This window comes from Sphingobium sp. BYY-5, assembly GCF_022758885.1.
GTDB lineage: Bacteria > Pseudomonadota > Alphaproteobacteria > Sphingomonadales > Sphingomonadaceae > Sphingobium.
This window is the reverse complement of the sequence record NZ_JALEBH010000001.1, coordinates 793,442-815,023: the sequence shown is the minus strand read 5'-3', so window position 1 is coordinate 815,023 and position 21,582 is coordinate 793,442. Positions and strand designations below refer to the sequence as shown.

General features: G+C 62.9%; 22 protein-coding genes and 1 tRNA gene. 11 read left to right on the top strand and 12 right to left on the bottom strand.

Annotated elements, in window-relative coordinates; genetic code table 11:
- Nucleotides 1–5 precede the first annotated feature (5 nt).
- A complete protein-coding gene (locus tag MOK15_RS04005; RefSeq protein WP_242930421.1) occupies nucleotides 6–851 on the top strand; it encodes a glycosyltransferase in 846 nt (281 codons plus the stop codon).
- Here MOK15_RS04005 and MOK15_RS04000 read toward each other — a convergent pair.
- On the bottom strand, nucleotides 848–2,179 hold the full coding sequence (locus MOK15_RS04000) for an MFS transporter (RefSeq protein ID WP_242930420.1): 1,332 nt from the start codon (nucleotides 2,177–2,179) through the stop codon (nucleotides 848–850). The two genes, MOK15_RS04005 and MOK15_RS04000, sit on opposite strands and share 4 nt — an antisense overlap.
- Before the next feature lie 188 nt (nucleotides 2,180–2,367).
- Here MOK15_RS04000 and cyoA point away from each other — a divergent pair, with 188 nt between their 5' ends.
- From cyoA to MOK15_RS03965, 7 genes are read left to right on the top strand one after another with little or no spacing between them, the layout of a single operon-like run.
- Nucleotides 2,368–3,477, top strand: a complete 1,110-nt coding sequence (gene cyoA, locus MOK15_RS03995; protein WP_242930419.1) for a ubiquinol oxidase subunit II — start codon at nucleotides 2,368–2,370, stop codon at nucleotides 3,475–3,477.
- A 5-nt stretch (nucleotides 3,478–3,482) separates the two neighbouring features.
- Nucleotides 3,483–5,483 (top strand): cytochrome o ubiquinol oxidase subunit I, encoded by a 2,001-nt coding sequence (cyoB, locus tag MOK15_RS03990; protein WP_242930418.1) that lies wholly within the window; start codon nucleotides 3,483–3,485, stop codon nucleotides 5,481–5,483.
- Between the two features lie 5 nt (nucleotides 5,484–5,488).
- Nucleotides 5,489–6,112 carry a cytochrome o ubiquinol oxidase subunit III gene (gene cyoC / locus MOK15_RS03985; RefSeq protein WP_242930417.1) on the top strand — a complete coding sequence of 208 codons (624 nt, stop codon included), beginning with the start codon at nucleotides 5,489–5,491 and terminating at the stop codon, nucleotides 6,110–6,112.
- Complete coding sequence (gene cyoD, locus MOK15_RS03980) at nucleotides 6,109–6,510, top strand: cytochrome o ubiquinol oxidase subunit IV (protein ID WP_242930416.1); 402 nt, start codon at nucleotides 6,109–6,111, stop codon at nucleotides 6,508–6,510. The genes cyoC and cyoD overlap by 4 nt, the downstream gene beginning before the upstream one ends.
- Nucleotides 6,507–7,232: an SURF1 family protein gene (locus MOK15_RS03975; RefSeq protein ID WP_242930415.1), complete on the top strand. Its 726-nt coding sequence runs from the start codon at nucleotides 6,507–6,509 to the stop codon at nucleotides 7,230–7,232. The genes cyoD and MOK15_RS03975 overlap by 4 nt, the downstream gene beginning before the upstream one ends.
- A complete protein-coding gene (locus MOK15_RS03970; RefSeq protein WP_242930414.1) occupies nucleotides 7,229–8,554 on the top strand; it encodes an ATP-binding protein in 1,326 nt (441 codons plus the stop codon). Before MOK15_RS03975 ends, MOK15_RS03970 begins: the two co-directional genes overlap by 4 nt.
- Complete coding sequence (locus MOK15_RS03965) at nucleotides 8,544–9,077, top strand: response regulator transcription factor (RefSeq protein ID WP_242930413.1); 534 nt, start codon at nucleotides 8,544–8,546, stop codon at nucleotides 9,075–9,077. Before MOK15_RS03970 ends, MOK15_RS03965 begins: the two co-directional genes overlap by 11 nt.
- A 20-nt stretch (nucleotides 9,078–9,097) precedes the next feature.
- On the opposite strand, the gene MOK15_RS03960 is transcribed toward MOK15_RS03965, so the two are convergent.
- Both MOK15_RS03960 and MOK15_RS03955 read right to left on the bottom strand, forming a co-directional pair.
- Nucleotides 9,098–9,171, bottom strand: a tRNA-Gly gene (locus tag MOK15_RS03960).
- A 47-nt stretch (nucleotides 9,172–9,218) separates the two neighbouring features.
- Nucleotides 9,219–10,127, bottom strand: coding sequence for a sugar kinase (locus MOK15_RS03955; RefSeq protein WP_242932618.1), 909 nt, complete (start codon nucleotides 10,125–10,127; stop codon nucleotides 9,219–9,221).
- Between the two features lie 182 nt (nucleotides 10,128–10,309).
- On the opposite strand from MOK15_RS03955, the gene MOK15_RS03950 reads away from it, so the two are divergent.
- Complete coding sequence (locus MOK15_RS03950) at nucleotides 10,310–11,239, top strand: alpha/beta hydrolase (RefSeq protein WP_242930412.1); 930 nt, start codon at nucleotides 10,310–10,312, stop codon at nucleotides 11,237–11,239.
- Here MOK15_RS03950 and MOK15_RS03945 read toward each other — a convergent pair.
- Entirely contained in the window at nucleotides 11,220–12,152 is a 933-nt protein-coding gene (locus MOK15_RS03945) for a nitronate monooxygenase family protein (protein WP_242930411.1), read from the bottom strand. The two genes, MOK15_RS03950 and MOK15_RS03945, sit on opposite strands and share 20 nt — an antisense overlap.
- 136 nt (nucleotides 12,153–12,288) lie before the next feature.
- On the opposite strand from MOK15_RS03945, the gene MOK15_RS03940 reads away from it, so the two are divergent.
- On the top strand, nucleotides 12,289–13,350 hold the full coding sequence (locus tag MOK15_RS03940) for a hypothetical protein (RefSeq protein WP_242930410.1): 1,062 nt from the start codon (nucleotides 12,289–12,291) through the stop codon (nucleotides 13,348–13,350).
- A gap of 682 nt (nucleotides 13,351–14,032) precedes the next feature.
- On the opposite strand, the gene MOK15_RS03935 is transcribed toward MOK15_RS03940, so the two are convergent.
- From MOK15_RS03935 to MOK15_RS03900, 8 genes are all read right to left on the bottom strand, one after another.
- Complete coding sequence (locus MOK15_RS03935; protein WP_242930409.1) at nucleotides 14,033–14,647, bottom strand: F0F1 ATP synthase subunit B; 615 nt, start codon at nucleotides 14,645–14,647, stop codon at nucleotides 14,033–14,035.
- Nucleotides 14,640–15,134, bottom strand: coding sequence for an ATPase (locus MOK15_RS03930; RefSeq protein WP_242930408.1), 495 nt, complete (start codon nucleotides 15,132–15,134; stop codon nucleotides 14,640–14,642). Before MOK15_RS03930 ends, MOK15_RS03935 begins: the two co-directional genes overlap by 8 nt.
- Nucleotides 15,135–15,221: 87 nt before the next feature.
- Nucleotides 15,222–15,449, bottom strand: a complete 228-nt coding sequence (locus MOK15_RS03925; protein ID WP_006961951.1) for a F0F1 ATP synthase subunit C — start codon at nucleotides 15,447–15,449, stop codon at nucleotides 15,222–15,224.
- Nucleotides 15,450–15,502: 53 nt separating this feature from the next.
- Complete coding sequence (locus MOK15_RS03920; RefSeq protein WP_242930407.1) at nucleotides 15,503–16,288, bottom strand: F0F1 ATP synthase subunit A; 786 nt, start codon at nucleotides 16,286–16,288, stop codon at nucleotides 15,503–15,505.
- 46 nt (nucleotides 16,289–16,334) lie between these two features.
- Nucleotides 16,335–16,658, bottom strand: a complete 324-nt coding sequence (locus MOK15_RS03915) for an AtpZ/AtpI family protein (RefSeq protein WP_242930406.1) — start codon at nucleotides 16,656–16,658, stop codon at nucleotides 16,335–16,337.
- 171 nt (nucleotides 16,659–16,829) lie between these two features.
- Nucleotides 16,830–17,234 (bottom strand): YdbL family protein, encoded by a 405-nt coding sequence (locus MOK15_RS03910; RefSeq protein WP_242930405.1) that lies wholly within the window; start codon nucleotides 17,232–17,234, stop codon nucleotides 16,830–16,832.
- Nucleotides 17,231–17,419, bottom strand: coding sequence for a YnbE family lipoprotein (locus MOK15_RS03905; RefSeq protein WP_242930404.1), 189 nt, complete (start codon nucleotides 17,417–17,419; stop codon nucleotides 17,231–17,233). The genes MOK15_RS03910 and MOK15_RS03905 overlap by 4 nt, the downstream gene beginning before the upstream one ends.
- Nucleotides 17,416–20,658 (bottom strand): YdbH domain-containing protein, encoded by a 3,243-nt coding sequence (locus MOK15_RS03900; RefSeq protein ID WP_242930403.1) that lies wholly within the window; start codon nucleotides 20,656–20,658, stop codon nucleotides 17,416–17,418. The genes MOK15_RS03905 and MOK15_RS03900 overlap by 4 nt, the downstream gene beginning before the upstream one ends.
- 137 nt (nucleotides 20,659–20,795) lie before the next feature.
- Here MOK15_RS03900 and MOK15_RS03895 point away from each other — a divergent pair, with 137 nt between their 5' ends.
- Nucleotides 20,796–21,431, top strand: a complete 636-nt coding sequence (locus MOK15_RS03895; protein ID WP_242930402.1) for a JAB domain-containing protein — start codon at nucleotides 20,796–20,798, stop codon at nucleotides 21,429–21,431.
- Nucleotides 21,432–21,582: the final 151 nt, after the last annotated feature.

Genomic DNA, 21,582 nt, shown 5'->3' with positions numbered 1-21,582 from the left:
GCGTCATGACGGTCGCCGTCGCCATCTTCGCGCATCAGGAGGAGCGTCGGATCGGCGCCTGCCTCGCTTCGCTCCCACTCGACCGACCGGACACGCTGTTTCATGTGCTGGTGAACGGCACGACCGATGCGACTATACAACGGGCGATGACGGCGGCAGGCGGGCGCATCAACGTCATCGTTCATGACATCGCCCAAGGCGGCAAGTCGCGCACCTGGAATCATTTCGTGCATCATCTGCTGACTGGCGGAGAAGAAACCATCATCTTCATGGATGGCGACGCGCAGATCGCCGCCGGTTCGATCGATGCGCTGGTGGCGGAGCTGGCTGCGCATCCTATGGCCAACGCTGTCGCCGGAATGCCGATGAACGGGCGAATGGTGGAGACCTATCGTGAAGGATTGCGCGCCGAAGGTGGCCTGTTCGGCGATCTTTACGCCATGTCGGGCCGCTTCGTGGCGGCGATCCGCGAGCGCGGACTGCGCCTGCCCGACGATCTGATTGGCGATGACGGACTGGTTGCGGCCTGGGCGCATACCGACCTGAAGGCCGACAGCGAGTGGGTGGATGAGCGCGTGCTTGCCTGCGATGGCGCGGGCTTCCTGTGCGAGCAGGTGAGCCTCTTCCGCCCCACGACCTGGGGGATGCAGTATAGACGCATGACAAGCTATTCGGTCCGTTTCTTCCAGAACCGGATCGTGTCGGATATCATGACGCACGAGGGGCCGGATGGCCTCCCCGCGCGTCTATCAAGCCTTTATCCCCAATGGCTCCCCCGCTTCCGCTCGCGCCCCGGTCTCACCGGATGGTTCGACCGCAAGGCGCTTCGGCGGATGCGGGCAGCAATTTAACGGTCGCGGCCTGCCAGTTCCTTGTTGACGTACAGCGCGACCATGGTCGCCACCGCGCCGGAGAGCAGATAGATGCCCGACGCGGCCAGACCGAACTTCACCGTCAGCAGCAGCGCCACCAGCGGAGCGAAGCCCGCGCCGACCAGCCAGGCTAGGTCAGATGTCAAGGCCGAACTGGTATAACGCGCTTCTGTGGCGAAGTTTGACGCAACCACGCCCGATGACTGGCCGAAAGCCAGCCCCAGCAGCATAAAGCCCAGGATCGTGAAGGCGACTTCGCCCAGATCCCCGCCGGTCAGCAGCAATGGCGCCATGACACTGAAAATCGCAATGCCGAGCGCCGACCAGCCAAGCAGCGAGCGGCGACCGATCTGGTCGGCAATGAAACCTGAGACGACGATAGCGAGCAAGCCCACGGACGCGCCGATCATTTCGATCACCAGAAAGCGCTCGATCGGCTGGTCGGTGTAGAGCGCGATCCAGGAGAGCGGGAACACCGTCACCATGTGGAACAGCGCGAAGCTCGCCAACGGGGCGAAAGCGCCGATGATGATGTTGCGCCCCTCCGCCCTGACGGTGGGCAGCACTTCGGAGGGCTGGAGATCCTTCTGCTCGAACAGACGCTCAAACTCATGCGTCACCACGATGCGCAGGCGGGCGAACAGGGCCACGACGTTGATCGCGAAGGCGACGAAGAAGGGATAGCGCCAGCCCCAATCAAGGAAATCCGCCTTCGACAGCGTCAGCAGGAAGAAAGCGAACAGGCCGCTGGCGACCAGCAGCGCCAAGGGCGCACCAAGCTGCGGCACCATGGCGTACCAGCCGCGTTGATGCTTGGGCGCGTTCAGGGACAAGAGCGAGGCGAGGCCGTCCCATGTCCCGCCGAGCGCAATGCCCTGTGCGGCGCGCAAAATGATCAGAACGACCGCTGCATAGTGGCCAATCGTCGCATAACCGGGCATGAAGGCGATTGACGCGGTCGATCCGCCTAGCAGGAACAGGGCAGCGGTCAGTTTCGTTCCACGGCCATAGCGCCGGTCGATCGCCATGAAGATCAACGAGCCGATTGGCCGCGTGATGAAGGCCACGGCGAAGATCGCGAAGGAATAGAGGGTGCCGGTCAGCGCATCCACATAGGGGAAGACCAGGCTCGGAAAGACGATCACCGAAGCGATGGCATAGACGAAGAAATCGAAGAATTCGGAGGTGCGACCAATGATCACACCGATGGAAATATCACCCGGCGCGATCTTGTGGTCGCGCGCGTTGATTCGGCGCGCATCATCCTCAAGTGACGTGGAGGTGAAGGTAATGACCTCTGAACTCATAGGCATCCGCTCCCTTGCTGGGCCGACGGCGCCTGTTTTCGGTTTTCCGACGGCCAGAGAATGGCAACATAACAGAAAACCCACAGAGTCTAAGCAGTATCCCACATCCCAAACATTTTTTGCGGCCGCACACAATTGGACAAATTGCCCACTGGCGGACTCGGTACAGAATGGTTAGGCGCGCCACCATGTCACACCTTCACTCACCCAACTGGATCAGGCTTTTGCGCTGGTCCGCTCCGATCCTTGCAGCGCCCTTGGCGGGCTGCAACTGGGTCGTGATGAACCCGTCGGGCGATATTGCAGTGCAACAGCGCGATCTAATCCTGATCTCGACTGCGCTGATGCTCCTGATCGTCGTGCCCGTCATGGCGCTCGTCGTCTATTTCGCCTGGCGCTATCGCGCGGCGAACAAGGCGGCCGAGAAGGACTATGATCCGGACTGGGATCACTCGACCAAGCTGGAGTTGCTGATCTGGTCGGCCCCTCTGCTGATCATCATCGCCCTCGGTGCGCTGACCTGGGTGAGCACCCACAAGCTGGACCCCTATCGTCCGCTCGACCGGATCGACGCGAAAACCGCGATCGACCCGAAGGTCAAGCCGCTGACCGTCCAGGTCGTTGCGCTCGATTGGAAGTGGCTCTTCATCTACCCCGAATTGGGCATCGCGACCGTCAATGAGATGGCGTTGCCGACCAATGTTCCGGTTCGCTTCGACATCACCGCCTCAACGGTGATGAACAGCTTCTACGTCCCCGAACTTGCCGGCCAGATCTACGCCATGCCCGGCATGAAGACGCAACTCCATGCCGTGGCCAACGCACCCGTCACCAGCACCGGCTTCTCCGCCAATTATTCGGGCGCGGGCTTCAGCCATATGCGTTTCGGTTACAAGGCGCTGGATCAGGCCGGTTTCGACTCCTGGGTCGCCAAGGTGAAGGCCAGCGGCACGAACCTCGACCGCAACCTCTACCTGAACCTTGCCAAGCCGAGCGAGAAGGCGCCCGTCGCCTATTACTCCGCCGTCGATCCGCAGTTGTTCGATGCGGTCGTCAACCTCTGCCCCAAGCCCGGTCAACGCTGCATGGGCGAGTTGATGCACATCAACATGATGGGCGGGGCGGGCAAGGAGTCGGCGAAGGAGACCGAAGGCCTCCAATATGACTATCCCAACAGCCATGTGATCGATCCGGTCGACCCCAGCAAGGGCGTGCACAGCGCGCCCGGCGCAACGGAAGCTCCGGCCGCCGATCATTCCTCCCATAGCGGCGCTGACGCGCACGCGCAGCATCGGTGAGAAGCATGACCGGTACAATGACAACAACGCAGATGATCTTCGGTCGTCTGACATGGGACAGCTTCCCATGGCATGAGCCCATCGTCGTGGCGACCTTCGTCGCGGTGGTGCTGGGCGGCGCAGCCGTCGTCGCAGCGCTGACCTATTTCAAGCTCTGGGGCTATCTCTGGAAGGAATGGTTCACCAGCGTCGATCACAAGAAGATCGGCATCATGTACATGGTGCTGGGCCTCATCATGTTCCTGCGCGGCTTTGCCGACGCGATCATGATGCGCCTGCAACAGGCGCTCGCCTTCAACGGGTCGGAAGGGTATCTCAACGCCCACCATTATGACCAGGTGTTCACCGCGCACGGCGTCATCATGATCTTCTTCGTGGCGATGCCGTTCATCACCGGTCTGATGAACTATATCGTCCCGCTCCAGATCGGCGCGCGCGACGTCAGCTTCCCCTTCCTGAACAATTTCTCGTTCTGGATGACCACGGGCGGCGCGGTGCTGGTGATGTGTTCGCTGTTCCTGGGCGAATTCGCCCAGACCGGCTGGCTTGCCTATCCGCCGCTATCCGGGATCGACTATAGCCCGGCCACGGGTGTCGATTATTATATCTGGGCGCTACAGGTGGCCGGTGTCGGCACCACATTATCGGGCATCAACCTGATCGCGACCATCGTGAAGATGCGCGCGCCCGGCATGTCGCTGATGAAGATGCCAGTGTTCACCTGGACCTCGCTCTGCGCGAACATCCTGATCGTCGCGTCCTTCCCGATCCTGACCGCCACCCTGGTCCTGCTCTCGCTCGACCGCTATGTCGGCACCAACTTCTTCACGAACGACTTCGGCGGCAACCCGATGATGTACGTGAACCTGATCTGGATCTGGGGCCACCCGGAAGTCTACATCCTCATCCTGCCGCTGTTCGGCGTCTTCTCCGAAGTCACCTCGACCTTCTCAGGCAAGCGCTTATTCGGCTACACCTCGATGGTCTATGCGACCTGCACTATCATGATCCTGTCCTACCTAGTGTGGTTGCATCACTTCTTCACCATGGGTTCGGGGGCCAGCGTCAACAGCTTCTTCGGCATTACGACGATGATTATCTCGATCCCGACGGGGGCGAAGCTGTTCAACTGGCTGTTCACCATGTATCGCGGCAAAATCCGTTTCGAGCTGCCGATGATGTGGACCATCGCCTTCATGCTGACCTTCACGGTCGGCGGCATGACTGGCGTTCTGCTGGCGGTTCCGCCCGCCGACTTCGTGCTGCACAACTCGCTGTTCCTGATCGCGCACTTCCATAACGTGATTATCGGCGGCGTGCTGTTCGGCCTGTTCGCGGCGATCAATTATTGGTGGCCCAAGGCTTTCGGCTTCAAGCTGAACGTCTTCTGGGGCAAGGTGAGCTTCTGGTGCTGGCAGGTCGGTTTCTGGATGGCCTTCACCCCGCTCTACATCATGGGCCTGATGGGCGTGACCCGCCGGATGCGCGTGTTCGACGATCCGAGCCTGCAAATCTGGTTCGTCATCGCCGCGATCGGCGCCGCCATAGTCGCGGCGGGCATCGGCGCGATGCTGGTGCAGTTCGCCGTCTCCATCTGGAAGCGTGACGAACTGAAGGTGGAAGGCGATCCCTGGGACGGCCGTACCCTGGAATGGGCGACCAGCTCGCCCCCGCCGGAGTATAATTTCGCCTTCACCCCGGTCATCTATGACGCCGATAGCTGGGCCGACATGAAGAAGAACGGCTATCAGCGTCCGCTGAGCGGCTATCAGGCGATCCACATGCCCAGCAGCACCGGCGCCGGGGTCATCCTGGCCGCCCTCGCCACGCTCTGCGGCTTCGCACTGATCTGGTATATCTGGTGGCTCGCGGGCCTCAGCTTCCTGGGTCTGCTCGCCGTCGCCATCGGCCACACCTTCAACTACAAGCGCGACTTCTACATCCCGCAGGATGTCGTGACGCGCACCGAGGAAGAGCGCACGCGCATCCTCGCGGCGGGAGTCTGACCAACATGAGCAGCGCAACTGCGAACCTGGAACCTCGGACATATCATCTGCCCGAAGAACCGCATCTCCATGAAGGCCACAGCACCATGCTGGGCTTTTGGATGTACCTGATGAGCGACTGCCTCATCTTCGCCATCCTCTTCGCCACCTATGCGGTGCTCGGCGGCAGCTTTGCCGGCGGGCCGGGGCCGAAAGATCTGTTCGACCTGCCGCTTATCGCGCTCAACACCGCGATGCTGCTGTTCTCGTCGATCACCTATGGCTTCGCCATGCTGGCGATGGAGAAGAACAAGGTCAGCGCCACCCAGGGCTGGCTGGTCGTCACGCTGCTGTTCGGCGGGGCGTTCCTGTTCATCGAACTCTATGAATTCTCGCACCTCATCCATGAGGGCGCGGGTCCATGGCGTTCGGCCTTCCTGTCGGCCTTCTTCACCCTGGTCGGCACCCACGGGCTGCACGTCACCTTCGGCTCGATCTGGCTCATCACGCTGATGGTGCAGGTCGCCAAGAAGGGGCTGATCCCCGCCAACAAGCGCCGCCTGATGTGCCTCAGCATGTTCTGGCACTTCCTCGACGTCATCTGGATCGGCGTCTTCACCTTTGTCTATCTGATGGGAATGCTGCGATGAGCGACGCCGTCCATCCCCATGGTCACGATCATCACGATGACCATCATGAAGAAGGATCGCATGGCAGCTTCGGCAGCTATATGATCGGTTTCGGCCTGTCGGTGATCCTGACGGCCATCCCCTTCTGGCTTGTGATGACCGGCGTACTGGGCAATCCGCAACTGACCGGCTTCGTCATCATGGCCTTCGCCGCAGTGCAGATCGTGGTCCATATGATCTACTTCCTGCACATGAACACCCGCGTCGAAAACGGCTGGTCCTTCATGGCGATGATGTTCACCATCGTTCTGGTGGTCATCACCCTGTCGGGTTCGATGTGGGTCATGTATCACCTCAACGCCAACATGATGCCGCATGGCGACATGAGCACCATGCAGCATATGAGCGAGATGCCGTGAAAACGGCAGAAACCGGGGGGCACCGCAGGCGCTCCCCGGCCTTCCTGATCGGCCTGACGCTGATCGCCCTCCTTCTCTTTTCCGGTTTCTGCGCGCTGGGCGCCTGGCAGGTCCAGCGCCTCGCCTGGAAGCGCGACCTGATCGCCCGCGTCGACAGCCGCATCCACGCCGCCCCCGTCCCCATTCCCGCCAGCGCGACCAGGGACGACGAATATCGCCGCGTCACCGTGACCGGCACCTTCCTCCACGACAAGAGCGCGCTGGTGCAGGCATCGACCGTGCGCGGAGCCGGTTACTGGGTGCTGACACCCCTGCGGCGTGCCGACGGGTCCATCCTCCTCATCAATCGCGGCTTCGTACCGCCTGAAGCCAGGAACGGCTATGACCGGCCGCAAAGCACCGTCCGGATCACCGGCCTGCTCCGCCTGACTGAACCCGGCGGCGGCTTCCTGCGCGACAATGACCCTGCCGCTAATCGCTGGTATTCGCGCGATGTCAAAGCGATCGCCACGGCACGCGGGTTGCCGAACGCCATTTCCAGCTATTTCATTGACGCGGACGCTGACCCCTCCCCCAATTCCCTCCCCGTGGGCGGGCTCACGGTCATCAACTTCCCCAACAATCATCTGCAATATGCCGTCACCTGGTTCACGCTGGCGGCAATGACCCTGGGCGCCTATATGCTGGTGATGCGCCAGACAGGAAAAGACCGCCTGGAATGAACGCGAAGGTGCCGACCCGCGCGCGCTGGCTCCCCAGCCAATGGCCGGCCGATGCAGCCGGCCGCAAGAATATGGCCTTGCTGGTCCAGCTTCGCTGGATTGCCATCGCGGGGCAGATCGCAACGATCCTGCTCGTTCATTATGGCATGGGCATCCATTTGCCCATGGTCCCCATGCTGGTGGTTCCCAGCATCGCCGTCGCCATGAATCTGGGCAGCCTGATGGTGCTGCGCGGCCGCACCGACATCAGCCATGCCGAACTGTTCCTGGCGCTGCTGTTCGACGTCATTGCTCTTACCACCCAGCTTTATCTTAGCGGCGGCGCGACCAATCCCTTCATTTCCCTCTATCTGGTCCAGGTCGCGCTTGGCGCCATGCTGCTGCACCGCTGGAGCGCTTGGGGGATCGTCACCGTATCTTCCTTCTGCGCGGCGGGCCTTGCCTTCGCCTATCGGCCCCTCAATCTCAGCGACGCGCTGGAAGGGCGGCTCTTCGACCTGCATATCGTCGGCACCTGGGTCTGCTTCACCATGATCGCGGTGCTGCTGGTTCTCTTCATGACCCGCATCACCCATAATCTCCAGGTCCGGGAAGCCTATCTGGCGCGGCTGCGCCAGCAGGCAGCGGAAGAGGAGCATATCGTCCGCATGGGCCTGCTCGCATCAGGCGCCGCGCATGAACTGGGCACCCCCCTCGCGCAGTTGGCAGTGGTTCTGGGCGATTGGCGCCACATGCCCGAAATCAATCAACATCCCACGCTTGTCGAGGAAGTGGGGGAGATGGAGGCCGCCGTCAAACGCTGCAAGGCCATCCTGAGCGGCATATTGATGTCCGCAGGCGAAGCACGCGGAGAAGCGCCGGAAGTCACCAGCGTCCAGAATTTCATCGAATATATCGCCCGCGACTGGCGCACCGCCAATCCGGGGATGCCGCTACGCTGCGATTTTGGTCCTCACGATTATCCGCGCATCATCGCCGATCCGGTGATCCGCCAGGCCGTGACCAACCTGCTCGACAATGCGCGCGAGGCGGGTGCGACCTATATCAACATGATGGTCAGCCGTGACAATCAGTGGCTGCATATCGCCGTGCGGGACAATGGACGGGGCTTCAGCGCGGACATGTTGAGCGATGTCGGCAAGCCCTATCGGTCGAGCAAGGGCAAACAAGGAAGCGGCCTTGGCCTGTTTCTGGTCGTCAATGTGGTCCGCAAGCTGGGCGGACGAGTGGATGCCAGCAATGGCGCGGAAGGCGGCGCGATGATCCAGTTGCGCCTGCCCCTCGCCACACTGGCGCTGGAGGAAATGACGGATGGCGAATGAAAGACAGCTTTTGATCATCGAGGATGACGAAAGCTTCGCCAAGACCCTGAAGCGCTCCTTCGAGCGACGGGATTATGACGTCCTGCTCGCCGACAGCCTCGAATCGGTCAATGCAATGCTTGCCGCGCACAAGCCAGACTTCGCCGTGGTCGACCTGAAACTCGGCCCCCAGTCGGGATTGGCCTGCGTTCAGGCCCTCCATGCTCATAATCCAGCGATGCTGATCGTCGTGCTGACCGGCTTTGCCAGCATTGCGACTGCCGTGGAGGCGATCAAACTCGGCGCCACCAACTACCTCGCCAAGCCATCCAACACCGACGATATCGAAGCGGCCTTCGCGCGTTCAGGCGGCGATCCCACCACCCAGATCGCTCCGCGCCCGACGTCGATCAAGACGCTGGAATGGGAACATATTCATGAAGTGCTGAAAGACAGCGACTTCAACATCTCCGAAGCCGCGCGCCGCCTGGGTATGCATCGCCGCACCCTGGCCCGCAAGCTGGCGAAGCGGCAGGTCGGTTGACCATCAGAATGTCGGGGAACTGGAGCGGGTGAAGGGAATCGAACCCTCGTCGTAAGCTTGGGAAGCTTCTGCTCTGCCATTGAGCTACACCCGCGCGGTGAAGCGTCCATGGCCCAAGCCATGGGGCGCTGTCAACGGGGCTTAATAGGGTGCGTCTGCATCCTTCGCAGGGATGGCGCCGCGCCTGCCGATATTCCATCCCGCCAGCCGGTGCCCAGCCAACGCCGCTTCAGCCGGTGCAGCTCCCGCCAGCCGCGCATGGAGATAGCCGGCATTGAAAGCATCGCCGGCACCGCTCGAATCGACCACGTCGATGAGCTTCGGCGGCGCGACCAGTTCGTTCCCCACCAGGCAGCCCTCGCCACCCAGCTTGACGATGATCTCACGCCCCTTGTCCGCGCCCCAACGGGCGGCTGCATCATGGGCATCATCGGCTTCGCCCATCTCCACCTCATCGGCGAGTGTCGGCAGGCCGATGTCCGCCAGCGCGATCGCCCGGTCGCGCCAATGCTGCGCCGTCGCCACGTCGGGCCAGAGCCGTGCCCGATAATTACCGTCGAAAGCCACCTTGCCGCCACGCGCGCGCACGGTCTCGCACAGGGAGAGCAGCGCCTCTCGCCCGTCATCCGGCAGGATGGCCAGCGTGATGAGCGAGAAATAGAGAAGGTCGGACTGTCCCGCTTCTGTCACCATGGCGGCGCTGTCAGGCAGAGCGAACATCCGCCGCGCCGCCGCCTCACTGCGCCAGTAATGAAATGTCCGCTCTCCGGCGGCGTCCGTCTCGATCGCATAGAGGCCGGGCAGACGATCCGCCGCCGCCAGCACCAGTGCGGTATCGACGCCCTCCGCTTCCCACTGCGCGCGCAGATCGGCGCTCATCGGGTCGGCACCAAGCGCGCTTGCCAGACGAACCTTGTCACCGGATCGAGCCAGATGCACCGCGCTGTTGATGACATCACCGCCATAGCGCAGGTTCCAGCTATCCCCCTGACCCCGGCTCAGTTCCAGCATCGCCTCACCGATGACCGTGATCGTCGCGCCTGCACCCATGCTCATGCCTCATCCCGTCCTGATTGCCGCGCTGCGTCGTGGGCAGGGCGACAGCGCAAGTCAAGACACTCATGCGCTTTCCCTTTCAATAGCCCATTCCCGGTCATTCGGACTTGCAAGCACACGGCAGTTGGCCAATGTCGTATGACATAGCCCATATTCTCCAGCCTCCGTGGAGCCGAATGGACATGCCGACCGCACCGACACCAACGTCCCATTTTTTCACGTCGCTACGGTCGCGACTGCATTATCTCGACTGGGGCAATCCGTCCGCTCCCTTGTTGATCCTGGTCCATGGTGGATTCGACCATGCACGCAGTTGGGACTGGACGGCGCGCGCTCTGGCGGAGGACTATCATGTCATCGCGCCAGACCTGCGCGGCCATGGCGACAGCGCCTGGTCGCCCGAAGGTTCCTATATGATGGCCAATTTCGTCTATGATCTGGCGCTGCTGATCGACCTGTTCGATCGCACGCCCGCGACCATCGTCGGCCATTCGCTCGGCGGCTCCATCAGCCTGCGTTATGCCGGTCTCTTTCCGGACAAGGTGCGCAGGATCGTCGCCATCGAAGGATTGGGCCTGTCGCCGGAAAGATTGAAGCACAAGGCAGAGGAAGATGTGACCGATGCCTGGCGGCAATGGATCGACAGCCGCCGCGTCAGCGCCGTCCGCACGCCCAGGCGCTATCCGACGATCGAGGCAGCGGTGGGGCGCATGCGGGAGCGCAACGAACATCTGTCGCTCGAACGGGCGCTGCAACTCACGCTTCATGGCCTCAACCGCAATGAGGACGGCAGCTATAGCTGGAAGTTCGATCCCTACCTCAACAATTCGGCACCGCAGGCGGGAAGCGACGAAGAACTTCCTGCCTTCTGGTCACGGATCGCCTGTCCGATCCTGTTATGCCTGGGCAAGGACAGTTGGGCCTCCAATCCCGCCAATGACGGACGCATGGCGCATTTCCGTGATGCCCGCCTGGTCGAGTTCGCCAATGCCGGCCATTGGCTGCACCATGACCAGTTCGACCGCTGGATCGCCGAATTGCACCTCTTCCTTCAGGAGGAAGCCATTTCCGGCGCCGACGCCAGCGTCAGGCGGCGAACCCCGTGACGGCCGCCTGATATTCGGCCTTCAACTGGGCAATGAAATCTGCGGCCGGCTGTACCTTGCCGATCGCGCCGATCCCTTGGCCCGCGCCCCAGACATCGCGCCACGCCTTCTTCTCGCCGCCGGTCAATGACGCGAAATCCATGTCCTTCGCCTCCGGCAGGCTGTCCGGGTCAAGCCCCGACGCAACGATGCTGGGCCGCAGATAATTGCCGTGAACACCGGTGAATACGTCCGAATAGACGATATCGCCCGCGCTGCTGTCGACGATCATCCGCTTGTAGGCGGTATCGGCATTGGCTTCGGTCGTGGCGATGAAGGGCGACCCCATATAGGCGAGGTCCGCACCCATCATCCGCGCCGCAGCGATCGCCTGTCCCGTGGCGATCGCGCCCGACAGCGCCAGCGGCCCGTCGAACCATTGGCGGATTTCCTGGATCAGGGCGAAGGGCGACAGCGTCCCGGCATGACCGCCTGCCCCCGCCGCGACCGCGATCAGGCCGTCCGCGCCCTTCTCGATCGCCTTCCTCGCAAAAACATTGGTAATGACGTCGTGCAGGACGATGCCGCCATAGCTATGGATCGCCTGGTTCACATCCTCCCGCGCGCCGAGCGAGGTGATCACGATCGGCACCCGATACTGGACGCAGAGCTTCAGATCCTCCTCCAGCCGCGTATTGGAGCGATGAACGATCAGGTTGACGGCGAAGGGCGCATCCTTTTCCGTCAACGTATCGCCCAGTTGCCGCAACCACGCCTCAAACAGACCCGATGGCCGCGCATTGAGCGAAGGAAAAGCACCAACGATGCCGCTGCGGCATTGCGCAATGACCAGATCAGGCTGCGATATGATGAACATCGGCGACCCGATCAGCGGCAGCGACAAGCGGTCATGGAGCAGCGGCGGCAGGGTCATGAACGGGCGTCCTCTCTTGTGGTTCTCTTCGCGCTAACACCGCTGCGACCACGGAAAAAGGCCAAAATAACTGTATTGATGATATAATACAGTGATGATATCATCGCGGCACAGGAACGTCCCAGGAGCAGGACCGATGTATAGCGAGAGCGATCTACAGGATGCCGTAGCGGCCGGCGCAATGACGCCCCAGGCCGCGCAGGCGTTGCGCGACCATGTGGCGCAACTGCGCGCTACCCCGGTGGTCGATGAAGAACATTTCCGGCTGCTGACCGGATTCAACGATATCTTCGTGGCGATCGCCAGCGTGATCCTGCTCGTGGCGCTTGGCTGGCTCGGCGACAGCCTGCGATTCGGCGTGCCCGATCACCATCAACCGGTCTTCATGTCCGGCGTCCTGATCGCAGCGGCTAGTTGGGGTCTGGCCGAATATTTCACCCGTCAACGACGCATGGCCCTGCCCTCCATTCTGCTGCTCTGCGGCTTCGTCGGCGGCATCGCCTTCGCGTCGGGCACGCTGGCCGCGCAGATATTCCCGCGCGCGGGGGACAGCGAGGCCGCGCTGATCCTGTCCGGCGTCGCCGCCATAAACACCCTTGTCGCCTGGGCGCACTGGCAGCGTTTCAAGGTGGCGATCACCGTTGCGGCCGGCGCCACCGCGGCGGTAGGCGTCGTCGCGGGCCTCATCATCGCTGCTTTTCCCGATAATAAAACCCTGCCCTTCCTGCTGTTGCTGGCTGCGGGCGTCGCCATCTTCCTTCTTGCCATGCACTGGGACATGAGCGATCGGGCGCGGATCACCCGCCGGTCGGACGTCGCTTTCTGGCTGCACCTTGCCGCCGCGCCGATGATTGCCCATTCGCTCTTCCATCTACTGGGCGTACTCGACGGCGACGAGATCGGCGCTGGACGGGCAGTGCTGGTGATCGCACTCTACGTCGCCTTTGGACTGGTGGCCCTGGCGATCGACCGGCGTGCGCTGCTGGTGTCCAGCCTCGCCTATGTGCTCTTCGCCCTTTACGCTTTGTTCAAGCAGGCAGGCGCGGTGGAACTGTCCTGGGCGCTCACCAGCCTGGTCATCGGATCGGCGCTGCTGTTGCTCTCCGCTCTCTGGCACCATGCCCGTGCGCTGATCGTCAATGGCCTGCCCCCGGTCCTGACCGATCGTCTCCCTTATCTCGACCGCGTCACAGCCTGACGCAGGTACGGACAGGCTTTCCGACGCGCGGGAATTGATACAGATCATTTTCCTACGAAGTTCACAGCGTCGTCGGCCATTTTCCGCCAGTTGCGACGGAAATGCGCTAGAAAAGCGATAGTGAGGCGACACCGACGCGACAGTTGAGCGACACCCGCGCGCCTCTGGCGCGACAGGACAGCGCCGATCGGATGGCAGGGGAAAGACAGGCGTCAGGCTAGGGGTGTGCTGTTCCATCGGGCAGGATAGACCAGAGAAAATCCTACATTGAAACCCGGTGGCGGAGACATGGGCCAAGCCAGAGGTGGCGGGGATGGCATTCGTACGCGCATCCTCCCCTGTAATACCCGGCTGCGTAGAGAATGACTCATCAAGATCGACCGATTGCTGTTCCCCGGCGAAAGCCGGGGTCCAGTTCGAACCGTGGAACTGGGCCCCGGCTTTCGCCTGGGAACAGGCCGGCATGAGTTCTCATCAATGCAATTTGGTGGACCACGAAGTGGTGGAGGGGTGTCCCGCTATCGTGAGGGTGACACCCTTCCGTCACGCGCTTCGCGCGCGCCACCTCCCCTGCCAGGGGAGGATCTTTTAAGAATACGGGTTTGCAAACGCCGTGATCCCCAACGAAAAAAGCCGCTGCGTCGTCCGCACCGGCCCTTTTTCTACATTCTGTTCAAGCCGATCAGTTGATCGTGCCCAACCCCTTGATCGCGTCATCGACCAGGTCCTTGTCCGCCTTGGCGTCATGGCCCTGGGCGATCAGGGTTGCAGCGGCGGCGGTGGCCGCGCTTACCGCCTTGGCGCGGATGCCGGCGATGGCAGTACGCTCGGCGGCGCCGATCTTGTCCTCGGCCATTTTCTGGCGACGGACGACCAATGCTTCGGCATTGATCTTGGCGTCGGCAATCAGCCCTTCGGCCTCATGCTCGGCGGCCTTGCGCATCGCGTCCGCCTCGCCAGCCGCGGCGGCCAGCTTCGCTTCATATTCGCCCTTGAGCGCTTCGGCCTCGGCGCGGAGCTTCGAGGCTTCGGCCAGTTGTTCCTTGATCTGCGCGATCCGGCCGTCCAGCACGCCGCCGATCAGGGCAGGCACTTTCTTGACCAGCAGGATGACAATGAACACCGCCATCGCCAGACTGACCCAGGCGGTCGCGTCCATGCCGACGGCCTTGGGATCGGTGTGCGGTTCGACGCCTTCATGCGCGACGGTGCCCACCGGCTCCAACCCTTCGGCGTGGATCGCCTGATTCAGATGCGGGACGTCCGCTGCGCTATGCTGTGCTGCTGCCTCAGCCATGGGCCAGTGCCGCCTTTACTGCGTTGCGGGCCGCTTCATCCGACGCTTCGACGCCGGAGATGCGCGCCACCATGTCGCGCGCCGCATCGGCGGCGACGGTTTCGATTTCTGCCAGGGCCGCTTCGCTCGCGGCCTTGATGCGTGCTTCCGCCGCGGCGATCTTGCCCGCCACTTCGGCGTCAGCGGCAGCGAGCTTCGTTTCCGAAGACTTGGCCGCTTCCGATTTCGCCTTGGCCATCACCGCCTGAGCGGCGGCACGGTTTTCGGCGTCACGGACGCGATAGTCCGCTTCCGCTTCATCGGCGCGGGCGAAGGCCGCCTTGGCGGCGTCCAGATCACCACTGATCTTCGCGTCGCGCGCGTCCGCCGTGCCCTGGACCTTGGGCACCATGCCGAGGCCAATGACGAAGAAGACGAAGCCGAACGTCAGCAGCAACCAGAAAATCTGGCTGGCATAGGTATCGGCGATTTGCGCGATTTGAGGCATTTTTCGGTCCGTCCGATCAGAGGGCGGTCAATAAGGGAAGCGGGCGAGGCCGGCGATTGAACCGCCCCGCCCACTCCAATTCGTGTGTCAGGCCACGAACACCAGGATCATGGCGATAACGAACGCCAGCAGACCCAGAAGTTCCGCCGCGGCGAAACCGATGAACAGGCGGCCCTGCTGGCCGTCGGCAGCGCCCGGATTGCGCAGCGCGCCTTCCAGGAACGCGCTGAACACGTTACCCACACCGAGGGCGGCGATGCCCGCACCGATCGCGGCCAGGCCAGCACCGAGCAGCTTTGCGGCTTCTGCGTCCATGTCGTAAACTCCCTTGTTAAATCAGTCTAAACGTTGAAGAAATTAGTCGAAACTCAGTGCAGATTCTCGGCATCGTTGAGATAGACCGAGGTCAGCAGCGCGAACACATAAGCCTGGATGACCGCGACCAGCATTTCCAGCGCGCTGATGCCGATCATCAGGACGAAGCTGGCGGTGCCCACGGTCAGGCCCAGCGCTGGCGAAGCGTTGGCGCTGTTGATGACGAAACCCGCAAGCACCTTCAGCAGGACGTGGCCAGCGGTCATCGCGACGAACAGTCGCAGGCCCAGGCTGAACGGACGCACCATGAAGGAGACGAGTTCGATGAAGAAGAGCGGCACCACCATCGCGATCGGCGTGCCATGCGGCACGAACAGCGAGAAGAAGTGGAAACCATGTTTCCAGAAACCGACGATCAGCACGATCGAGAAGCTCATGATGGCGAGCACGCCGGTCGCGGTGAAATGGCTGGTGAAGGTGAAGGGGTGAAGCCCGAACAGACCCAGCGGCAGCAATCCCAGCAGGTTCGCCAGCAGGATGAACATGAAGAGCGAGAAGACGTAGGGGATGTACTTCTTGCCACCCTCACCCACATTGGCGATCAGCAGATTCTTGATGAAGCCGGTGAAATATTCGACCGCCATCTGCCACCGGCCGGGGATCAGTTCGCGCTTCATGCCGCCGATCACGAAGATCCACAGCACCACAGCGGCGAGCACCATATAGAGCGCGCTGTTGGTGAAGGCGATGTTGAAGCCGCCGATCGACAGATGATCCGTCCCGAACAGCGGTTCGATCGCAAACTGGTGCATCGGATCGATTTTGCCGGATTCTGCCACGTTGACCCCTGTAACGCCTTGTCGTCGGACTAAGAAGAAAGCGCCCCTATTGGTCGGGACGCTTCGTCGTCGTCAATCTGATGATGTTCCTGAACGCCGCCACGATCCCAAGACCGAGGAAGACAAGCAGGAGCCATGGGGATGTGCCGAGCAGCCGGTCGAGAACCCAGCCAATCAACGCACCGCCGACAAGACCCCCGATCAGTTCAGCCAGAACCCGGTTGCCCAGGCGTGATCCATCATCCGCCTGCTGCTCCGTAGCCCCTTGCCTGACCTTTTCGACATGTTCGGCCCGCGCAATCCTTTCTTCCAAAGAAGAAATTCGCGCGTCCTCCCCCGCCGGGTCCTGTCCGGGTGCGTCCGCTGCCATGGCAATCCTCCATCCGGATTTGACAATCCGTGTGAGGCGGCATGGCGCTTGCGGCTGCACCCGTCAAGGCGCGGCCCGTTTAGAAAGGCGATTGCGGATAGTCAACCATGGTTGCGGCAGAGAATATCCCTGCGGTACGAAGGGGTGATAAAAGTCCGCCAGAGCGAAATATTATCCCGCATTCGCGCAGTAGGACGGCAGCGCGATCGGCCCGGCGCCCTTGGTCTGCCATGCGCCCGCGCCGATGCGATAGGCCTGCCCCTGCTTCACCCGATTGCTCAAGGTCTGGCAACCGGTAGCCGCAGCGACATCCTGCACCGTCACGCCGCGCTGGCCGGCAAGCTGGGTATAGGCGGCGCGGCGCTTGATATTGATCGATTCGACCTCGGACCGGACATCGGCGCCGACCGAACCGGCGATACCGAGATAGCCGTCGGCCTGTTCGCCCACCGTGCCGGCGCTCATGGCGGCGACAACCGCGCCGGACTGGGCGCGGACGGGGGCCGTCATCATGAAACCGCTCGCCAGCGCAACCGCGGCGATCATCAGCTTTGGCTTCAGCATCTTGCGTGTCATTGCGGGAACAACTCCGGGTTATTCTGAATAAGATCCTGGGCGTCGCGTTGCAGCTTCACCACGACCTCCTGCTGCACCTTCACGTTCAGGTTGATTTCGATCGGCTTTTCAGGAGCTTTCACCTGGATGCAGCCCCCCAGTGCCAATCCGGCGATGCCCGCCGCTATGATCGTTCGTTTCTTCATTTCGGTTCCCCGTTTCGCACCTTGTCGCTTTCCGCAGGCTGAACCGCAAGACCCGTTTGCGCATTGGCGGGCGTTTGCGTGCGCATTTCACCCTGAACCTTGTCGCCGATGCTGTTCTGGATCAGTTGTGAAGGGTCGATGAAGGACTGAGCGGTGCCCAGCAACCCGCGGAAGGGCGCGGCGATCCGCACGTTGAAGATGAAGGGCAGCCCGATGAAACTGCCCGCGATCCCGCCCGGCGCATCCCCCAGCTTGCCCCGATTGACGCCGTTGAAGACGACATTCGTCACCATCTCACCATCCAGCGCGCCATCCATGAGGATTGTCAGACATTTATACTGTAGGTTCTTGAGCGCATCGAAGGCCATGCGTCCCATCGTACCCAATTGCTCGTTCGAAACCGGCCCGACATAGGACAGCACGCCGGACTGGCGCGTCGGATCGCAGGGGATGGTCGGCAGCACGCCTTCGGGCATGACCAGCGGCGACATCCCCTGCTGGCGCGCGACCAGCACGCCTCCTGCGACACGCCCGCCCTTGGCATTGAAGATCAGCGGCATGATGCCATCGAACGTGCCGGTCGCCGACACATTGTCCAGTTCCATCGCCTGGATGAAGGCGCCCGCGTCCAGCCCGATGACGCGGAAGGTCATGTAGCGGTCGACATCGGCCGAAAAATCCATGGTCGTCGGCAGCAGAACCAGTTGCCCGCCCGAAAAAGGCCATCCGCCCCCTTCGATTCGCACCTTTTGCCCCGGTTCCAGCCGATAACGAACGACGCCGTCATGCACCTCCACGCCCGGATTGACCGACTTGATCCGAACCTCCTGCCCCGGCGCAGTGACCATGCCGATCAGGTCGGTGAAGCGGATTTCGCCCGACAATCCTTCGACCGGGCCGAAAGCGGCGGCCAGATTCGCATTGTCGGTGCGGAAGGTGCCGGTGCTGGAGACGGTCGATCCGGTCCAGTCGATTCGGCCCTGCCCTGCAACGGTCGCGTTGACGTTTGCGACGACGCCCAAGGCCAGCGGCGTCACTGCGTCGGGTTGCAGGCTGTTGTTGAAGATCAGACCCGGTACGGAAAGGTCGGCATGCCCCTTCCCGCTGCCCAGATCATGGGCGATGTCCGTCTTCGCTATGGTCGCGCCATTTTTCGGCGCGGCAAGCGTGCCGGTGGCGGCGATGCGGCCATCCTTCAACGTCAGCGCGAAATCAGGCACGGACAGCGGGTTGAAGCGCGCCGCCGCCTCCGAATCGCGTACCGTCATCGCCGCATGCAGGCCAAGGATGCCTTTGGCGAAGCGCCAGTCACCTGCTCCCTGCTCGACGATCAGCGGTACGGAACCGATCTGTCCGCCCACACCGCTCAGCTTGCCGGCAAAGCCGCCCGCCGTCATCGCACCGTCCATCGTCGCGGCGATCAGGCGCACGGGAGCATCCTGCGGACCAATGGTCAGCGCCGGACGGGCAAGCGCAAAGCCCGCCTTGCCCAGCACCATCTGCGCCTGATCGGCGGTCAGGCGCATCGGGCTGTCGCCGCTGCGACCATTGAGCACCAGGTCGCGAATCGCCGCGCCGCCGCGCACGCCGCCCGCCCCCATGGCGACCATCGCGCCGCCATCGACCGGACACAGCGTCTGGCGCGTCTGCCCCAGCGCGAAATTGCCGTAGCGCGCCTCGACCAGCGAAACCGGCACGCAGCCCGGATTGATCGCCACCGCGCCATTGGCGGCGACGCGCCCCTCGACCGGCAGACTCAACCCGCGCAGGCGGCCATCGGGCAGCGGACCATCAAGCCGCACCGATGTCGCGAAATGGGTTGCGCCATTGCGGTCGGCGGTGAAGCGCACCCGGTCCAGCGCCAGCCGTGCATCGCCTGCTGCATAGGGATCAACGAACAATTCACCGCCAAAGCCGCCGCCCGGACGCCGCGCCAGCCGCAACGCCGCCTTGGGCAGATCGCCGCCCTGGGTCGTGACCGCGCCGTCAAGCGCCCAGTCCGGTCCCGCCGCCTTGCCGGGCCAGGTCAGCGTCACCCGCCCTCCCGGCGCGATACCGATCCGCGCACCACTGTTGGCGTCCAGCCCCGTGTCGGTGATGACCAGGCTGCTGCTGCCCGGCTTCTGCACCAGGGCAAAGGCCGTGCGCAGCCGGTTGCCCTGCCCTGCTTTCACCATCGCATCGGCCAGTCGCACCGCCAGCGGACCCACCGGCGTCCCGACCGCTGCGGTGCGCAGTGCGCCCAATGGATCACGCCCGGCCAGATGCAGGTCCTCACCCGCTAGCGTGCCCCGCAGACTGTTGCCGTCCTTCCCCAGCACCCAATCGCCCGACAGCAGGGCGTCACGCAACATCGTACCCTGCCCGGTCAGCGCCTTGACGCCCAGCCGCACCCGCCCACCGGTGCGCGCGGAAGTGCCGTCGAAATCGACGCGGCCATTGGGCGAGGCGAGCACCAGGCCGCTCGCCTTCAGCGCTTCGCCCGACAGGTCGACATGCCCTGCCCAGCGATCCAGCGCTTCGCCCAATGTCAGGTCGATAATCGCCGCCGGTCTGGCGATCACCGCGCCGGCCTCCCGACAGGCGAAGGCGTCAGCCTGCACCGGCCCGTACAGATGCGGCTGCCCCTGCCGCATCGCGACATCGACCATTGCCGTTGCCCGCGAGAGACCGCAGCCGGCCAGCGACGCGCGCGGCATCGCCGCCGCCACCTGACCGCGAAAGCCGGAGCGGAGATTGCCCTTGCCGTCGATCTGCATCCCGACCCACCCGGCGTCGGTATCCAGTGTCAGCCGCGCATCGGCCAGCGAGACCAGCATATCGGGCAAGCTGAAAGGCGCGGTCGAATCCGGATCGCGAAACCGGTCCAGTTCGCCCAGTTGCATCACGCCGTCACGATAGGAACCGCGCAACCGCACCCCGCCGGCCCGCACCGCCGCGACCTGCGGCGTCAGCCCGGTCAAGGCGATGTCGACCTCCACCCAGCGGGCGGTCAGATCCGGCCGCGCCGGATCGCCCAGCACGATATTCTCGATCCGCTGGGTGCGCAGGCCGACATCGACCAGGTCATAGCTTGCCTGAACGCCCAGCCGGTTGAGTTCACGGCTGACGAAATTCTCGGCAATGGGCGCCCGCTGCGTCCACAGGCCCACCAGCACCAGCGCCAATGACCCCGTCCCCACGCCCAGCCAGCGTAACCACGCCCGGCGAACCGCCTCTTCGCCGTTCTCTTCTTCCATGCCTATGGCAACCCCGGCTCTGTGCGATGTTGATGGTCCGCAGCGGGACCATAACGTCTTTCATCCCCCTAAATATCCTTGCTCCACGATTCCGCAACGCATAGCGTCATTTGGCGTCGACGGGGGGAGACGGAATATTGGCCGAGCAGGACGCGAAATCCATCCATGACGGCGCGGGGCATCGCGCGCGTTTGCGGCAGAAACTGGCGGAAAACGGCGGCGATGCGCTGCACGATCATGAACTGATCGAATATCTGCTGGCGCTGGCCATCCCCCGCCGCGACACCAAGCCGCTGGCCAAGGAATTGTTGCGTACATTCGGCGGCATCGGCGGATTGATGACCGCCGACTGGCAGACGATCGCGCGGATGCCCGGCATGGGCGACACCAGCGTCGCCGCGATCAAGATCGTGCAGGCGACCGCGCTGCGGATGCTCCGCAACGAAGTCGCCGCGCGGCCGGTGCTGGGAAGCTGGCAGGCGCTGCTCGACTATCTGCGCGCCGACATGGCCTATCTGGGCGTCGAGCGGGTGCGGGTATTGCACCTCAATAGCCGCAACATGCTGATTCGCGACGATCATATGGGCGACGGATCGATCGATCAGGCGGCGATCTACACGCGCGAAGTCATCAGGCGCGCGATCGACTTCGGCTCGGCGGCGCTGATCCTGGTCCACAACCACCCCACTACAGGGCGGATGATCACGGTGGATCACGCATATCCACCGGTAAACACTAAGTTTTCATGCCAATCGGGCCATAGAGTACAATAGCGAATTGGGGGCGGTTTTGGGGTTAGAAACCGCTCCCCATACCCCAATTACCGCCCCCAATTTTCGCTCCCGAACCCACCGCTCGAATCCGCCTCTGGCTGCCTCCGGTGACCATCATTTCACCGTGGCCAAAACCGGCCGTGAAATGAAT

Excerpts from the sequence above, each read along its gene's own strand:
- MOK15_RS03910 (WP_242930405.1), bottom strand. The coding sequence starts at position 17,234 with ATGACACGCAAGATGCTGAAGCCAAAGCTGATGATCGCCGCGGTTGCG.
- MOK15_RS04005 (WP_242930421.1), top strand. The coding sequence starts at position 6 with ATGACGGTCGCCGTCGCCATCTTCGCGCATCAGGAGGAGCGTCGGATC.
- MOK15_RS03950 (WP_242930412.1), top strand. The coding sequence starts at position 10,310 with ATGGACATGCCGACCGCACCGACACCAACGTCCCATTTTTTCACGTCG.
- MOK15_RS03935 (WP_242930409.1), bottom strand. The coding sequence starts at position 14,647 with ATGGCTGAGGCAGCAGCACAGCATAGCGCAGCGGACGTCCCGCATCTG.
- MOK15_RS04000 (WP_242930420.1), bottom strand. The coding sequence starts at position 2,179 with ATGAGTTCAGAGGTCATTACCTTCACCTCCACGTCACTTGAGGATGAT.
- MOK15_RS03940 (WP_242930410.1), top strand. The coding sequence starts at position 12,289 with ATGTATAGCGAGAGCGATCTACAGGATGCCGTAGCGGCCGGCGCAATG.
- MOK15_RS03900 (WP_242930403.1), bottom strand. The coding sequence starts at position 20,658 with ATGGAAGAAGAGAACGGCGAAGAGGCGGTTCGCCGGGCGTGGTTACGC.
- MOK15_RS03945 (WP_242930411.1), bottom strand. The coding sequence starts at position 12,152 with ATGACCCTGCCGCCGCTGCTCCATGACCGCTTGTCGCTGCCGCTGATC.
- MOK15_RS03915 (WP_242930406.1), bottom strand. The coding sequence starts at position 16,658 with ATGGCAGCGGACGCACCCGGACAGGACCCGGCGGGGGAGGACGCGCGA.
- MOK15_RS03970 (WP_242930414.1), top strand. The coding sequence starts at position 7,229 with ATGAACGCGAAGGTGCCGACCCGCGCGCGCTGGCTCCCCAGCCAATGG.
- cyoC (WP_242930417.1), top strand. The coding sequence starts at position 5,489 with ATGAGCAGCGCAACTGCGAACCTGGAACCTCGGACATATCATCTGCCC.
- MOK15_RS03925 (WP_006961951.1), bottom strand. The coding sequence starts at position 15,449 with ATGGACGCAGAAGCCGCAAAGCTGCTCGGTGCTGGCCTGGCCGCGATC.
- MOK15_RS03955 (WP_242932618.1), bottom strand. The coding sequence starts at position 10,127 with ATGGGTGCAGGCGCGACGATCACGGTCATCGGTGAGGCGATGCTGGAA.
- MOK15_RS03905 (WP_242930404.1), bottom strand. The coding sequence starts at position 17,419 with ATGAAGAAACGAACGATCATAGCGGCGGGCATCGCCGGATTGGCACTG.
- cyoD (WP_242930416.1), top strand. The coding sequence starts at position 6,109 with ATGAGCGACGCCGTCCATCCCCATGGTCACGATCATCACGATGACCAT.
- cyoB (WP_242930418.1), top strand. The coding sequence starts at position 3,483 with ATGACCGGTACAATGACAACAACGCAGATGATCTTCGGTCGTCTGACA.
- MOK15_RS03965 (WP_242930413.1), top strand. The coding sequence starts at position 8,544 with ATGGCGAATGAAAGACAGCTTTTGATCATCGAGGATGACGAAAGCTTC.
- cyoA (WP_242930419.1), top strand. The coding sequence starts at position 2,368 with ATGTCACACCTTCACTCACCCAACTGGATCAGGCTTTTGCGCTGGTCC.
- MOK15_RS03930 (WP_242930408.1), bottom strand. The coding sequence starts at position 15,134 with ATGCCTCAAATCGCGCAAATCGCCGATACCTATGCCAGCCAGATTTTC.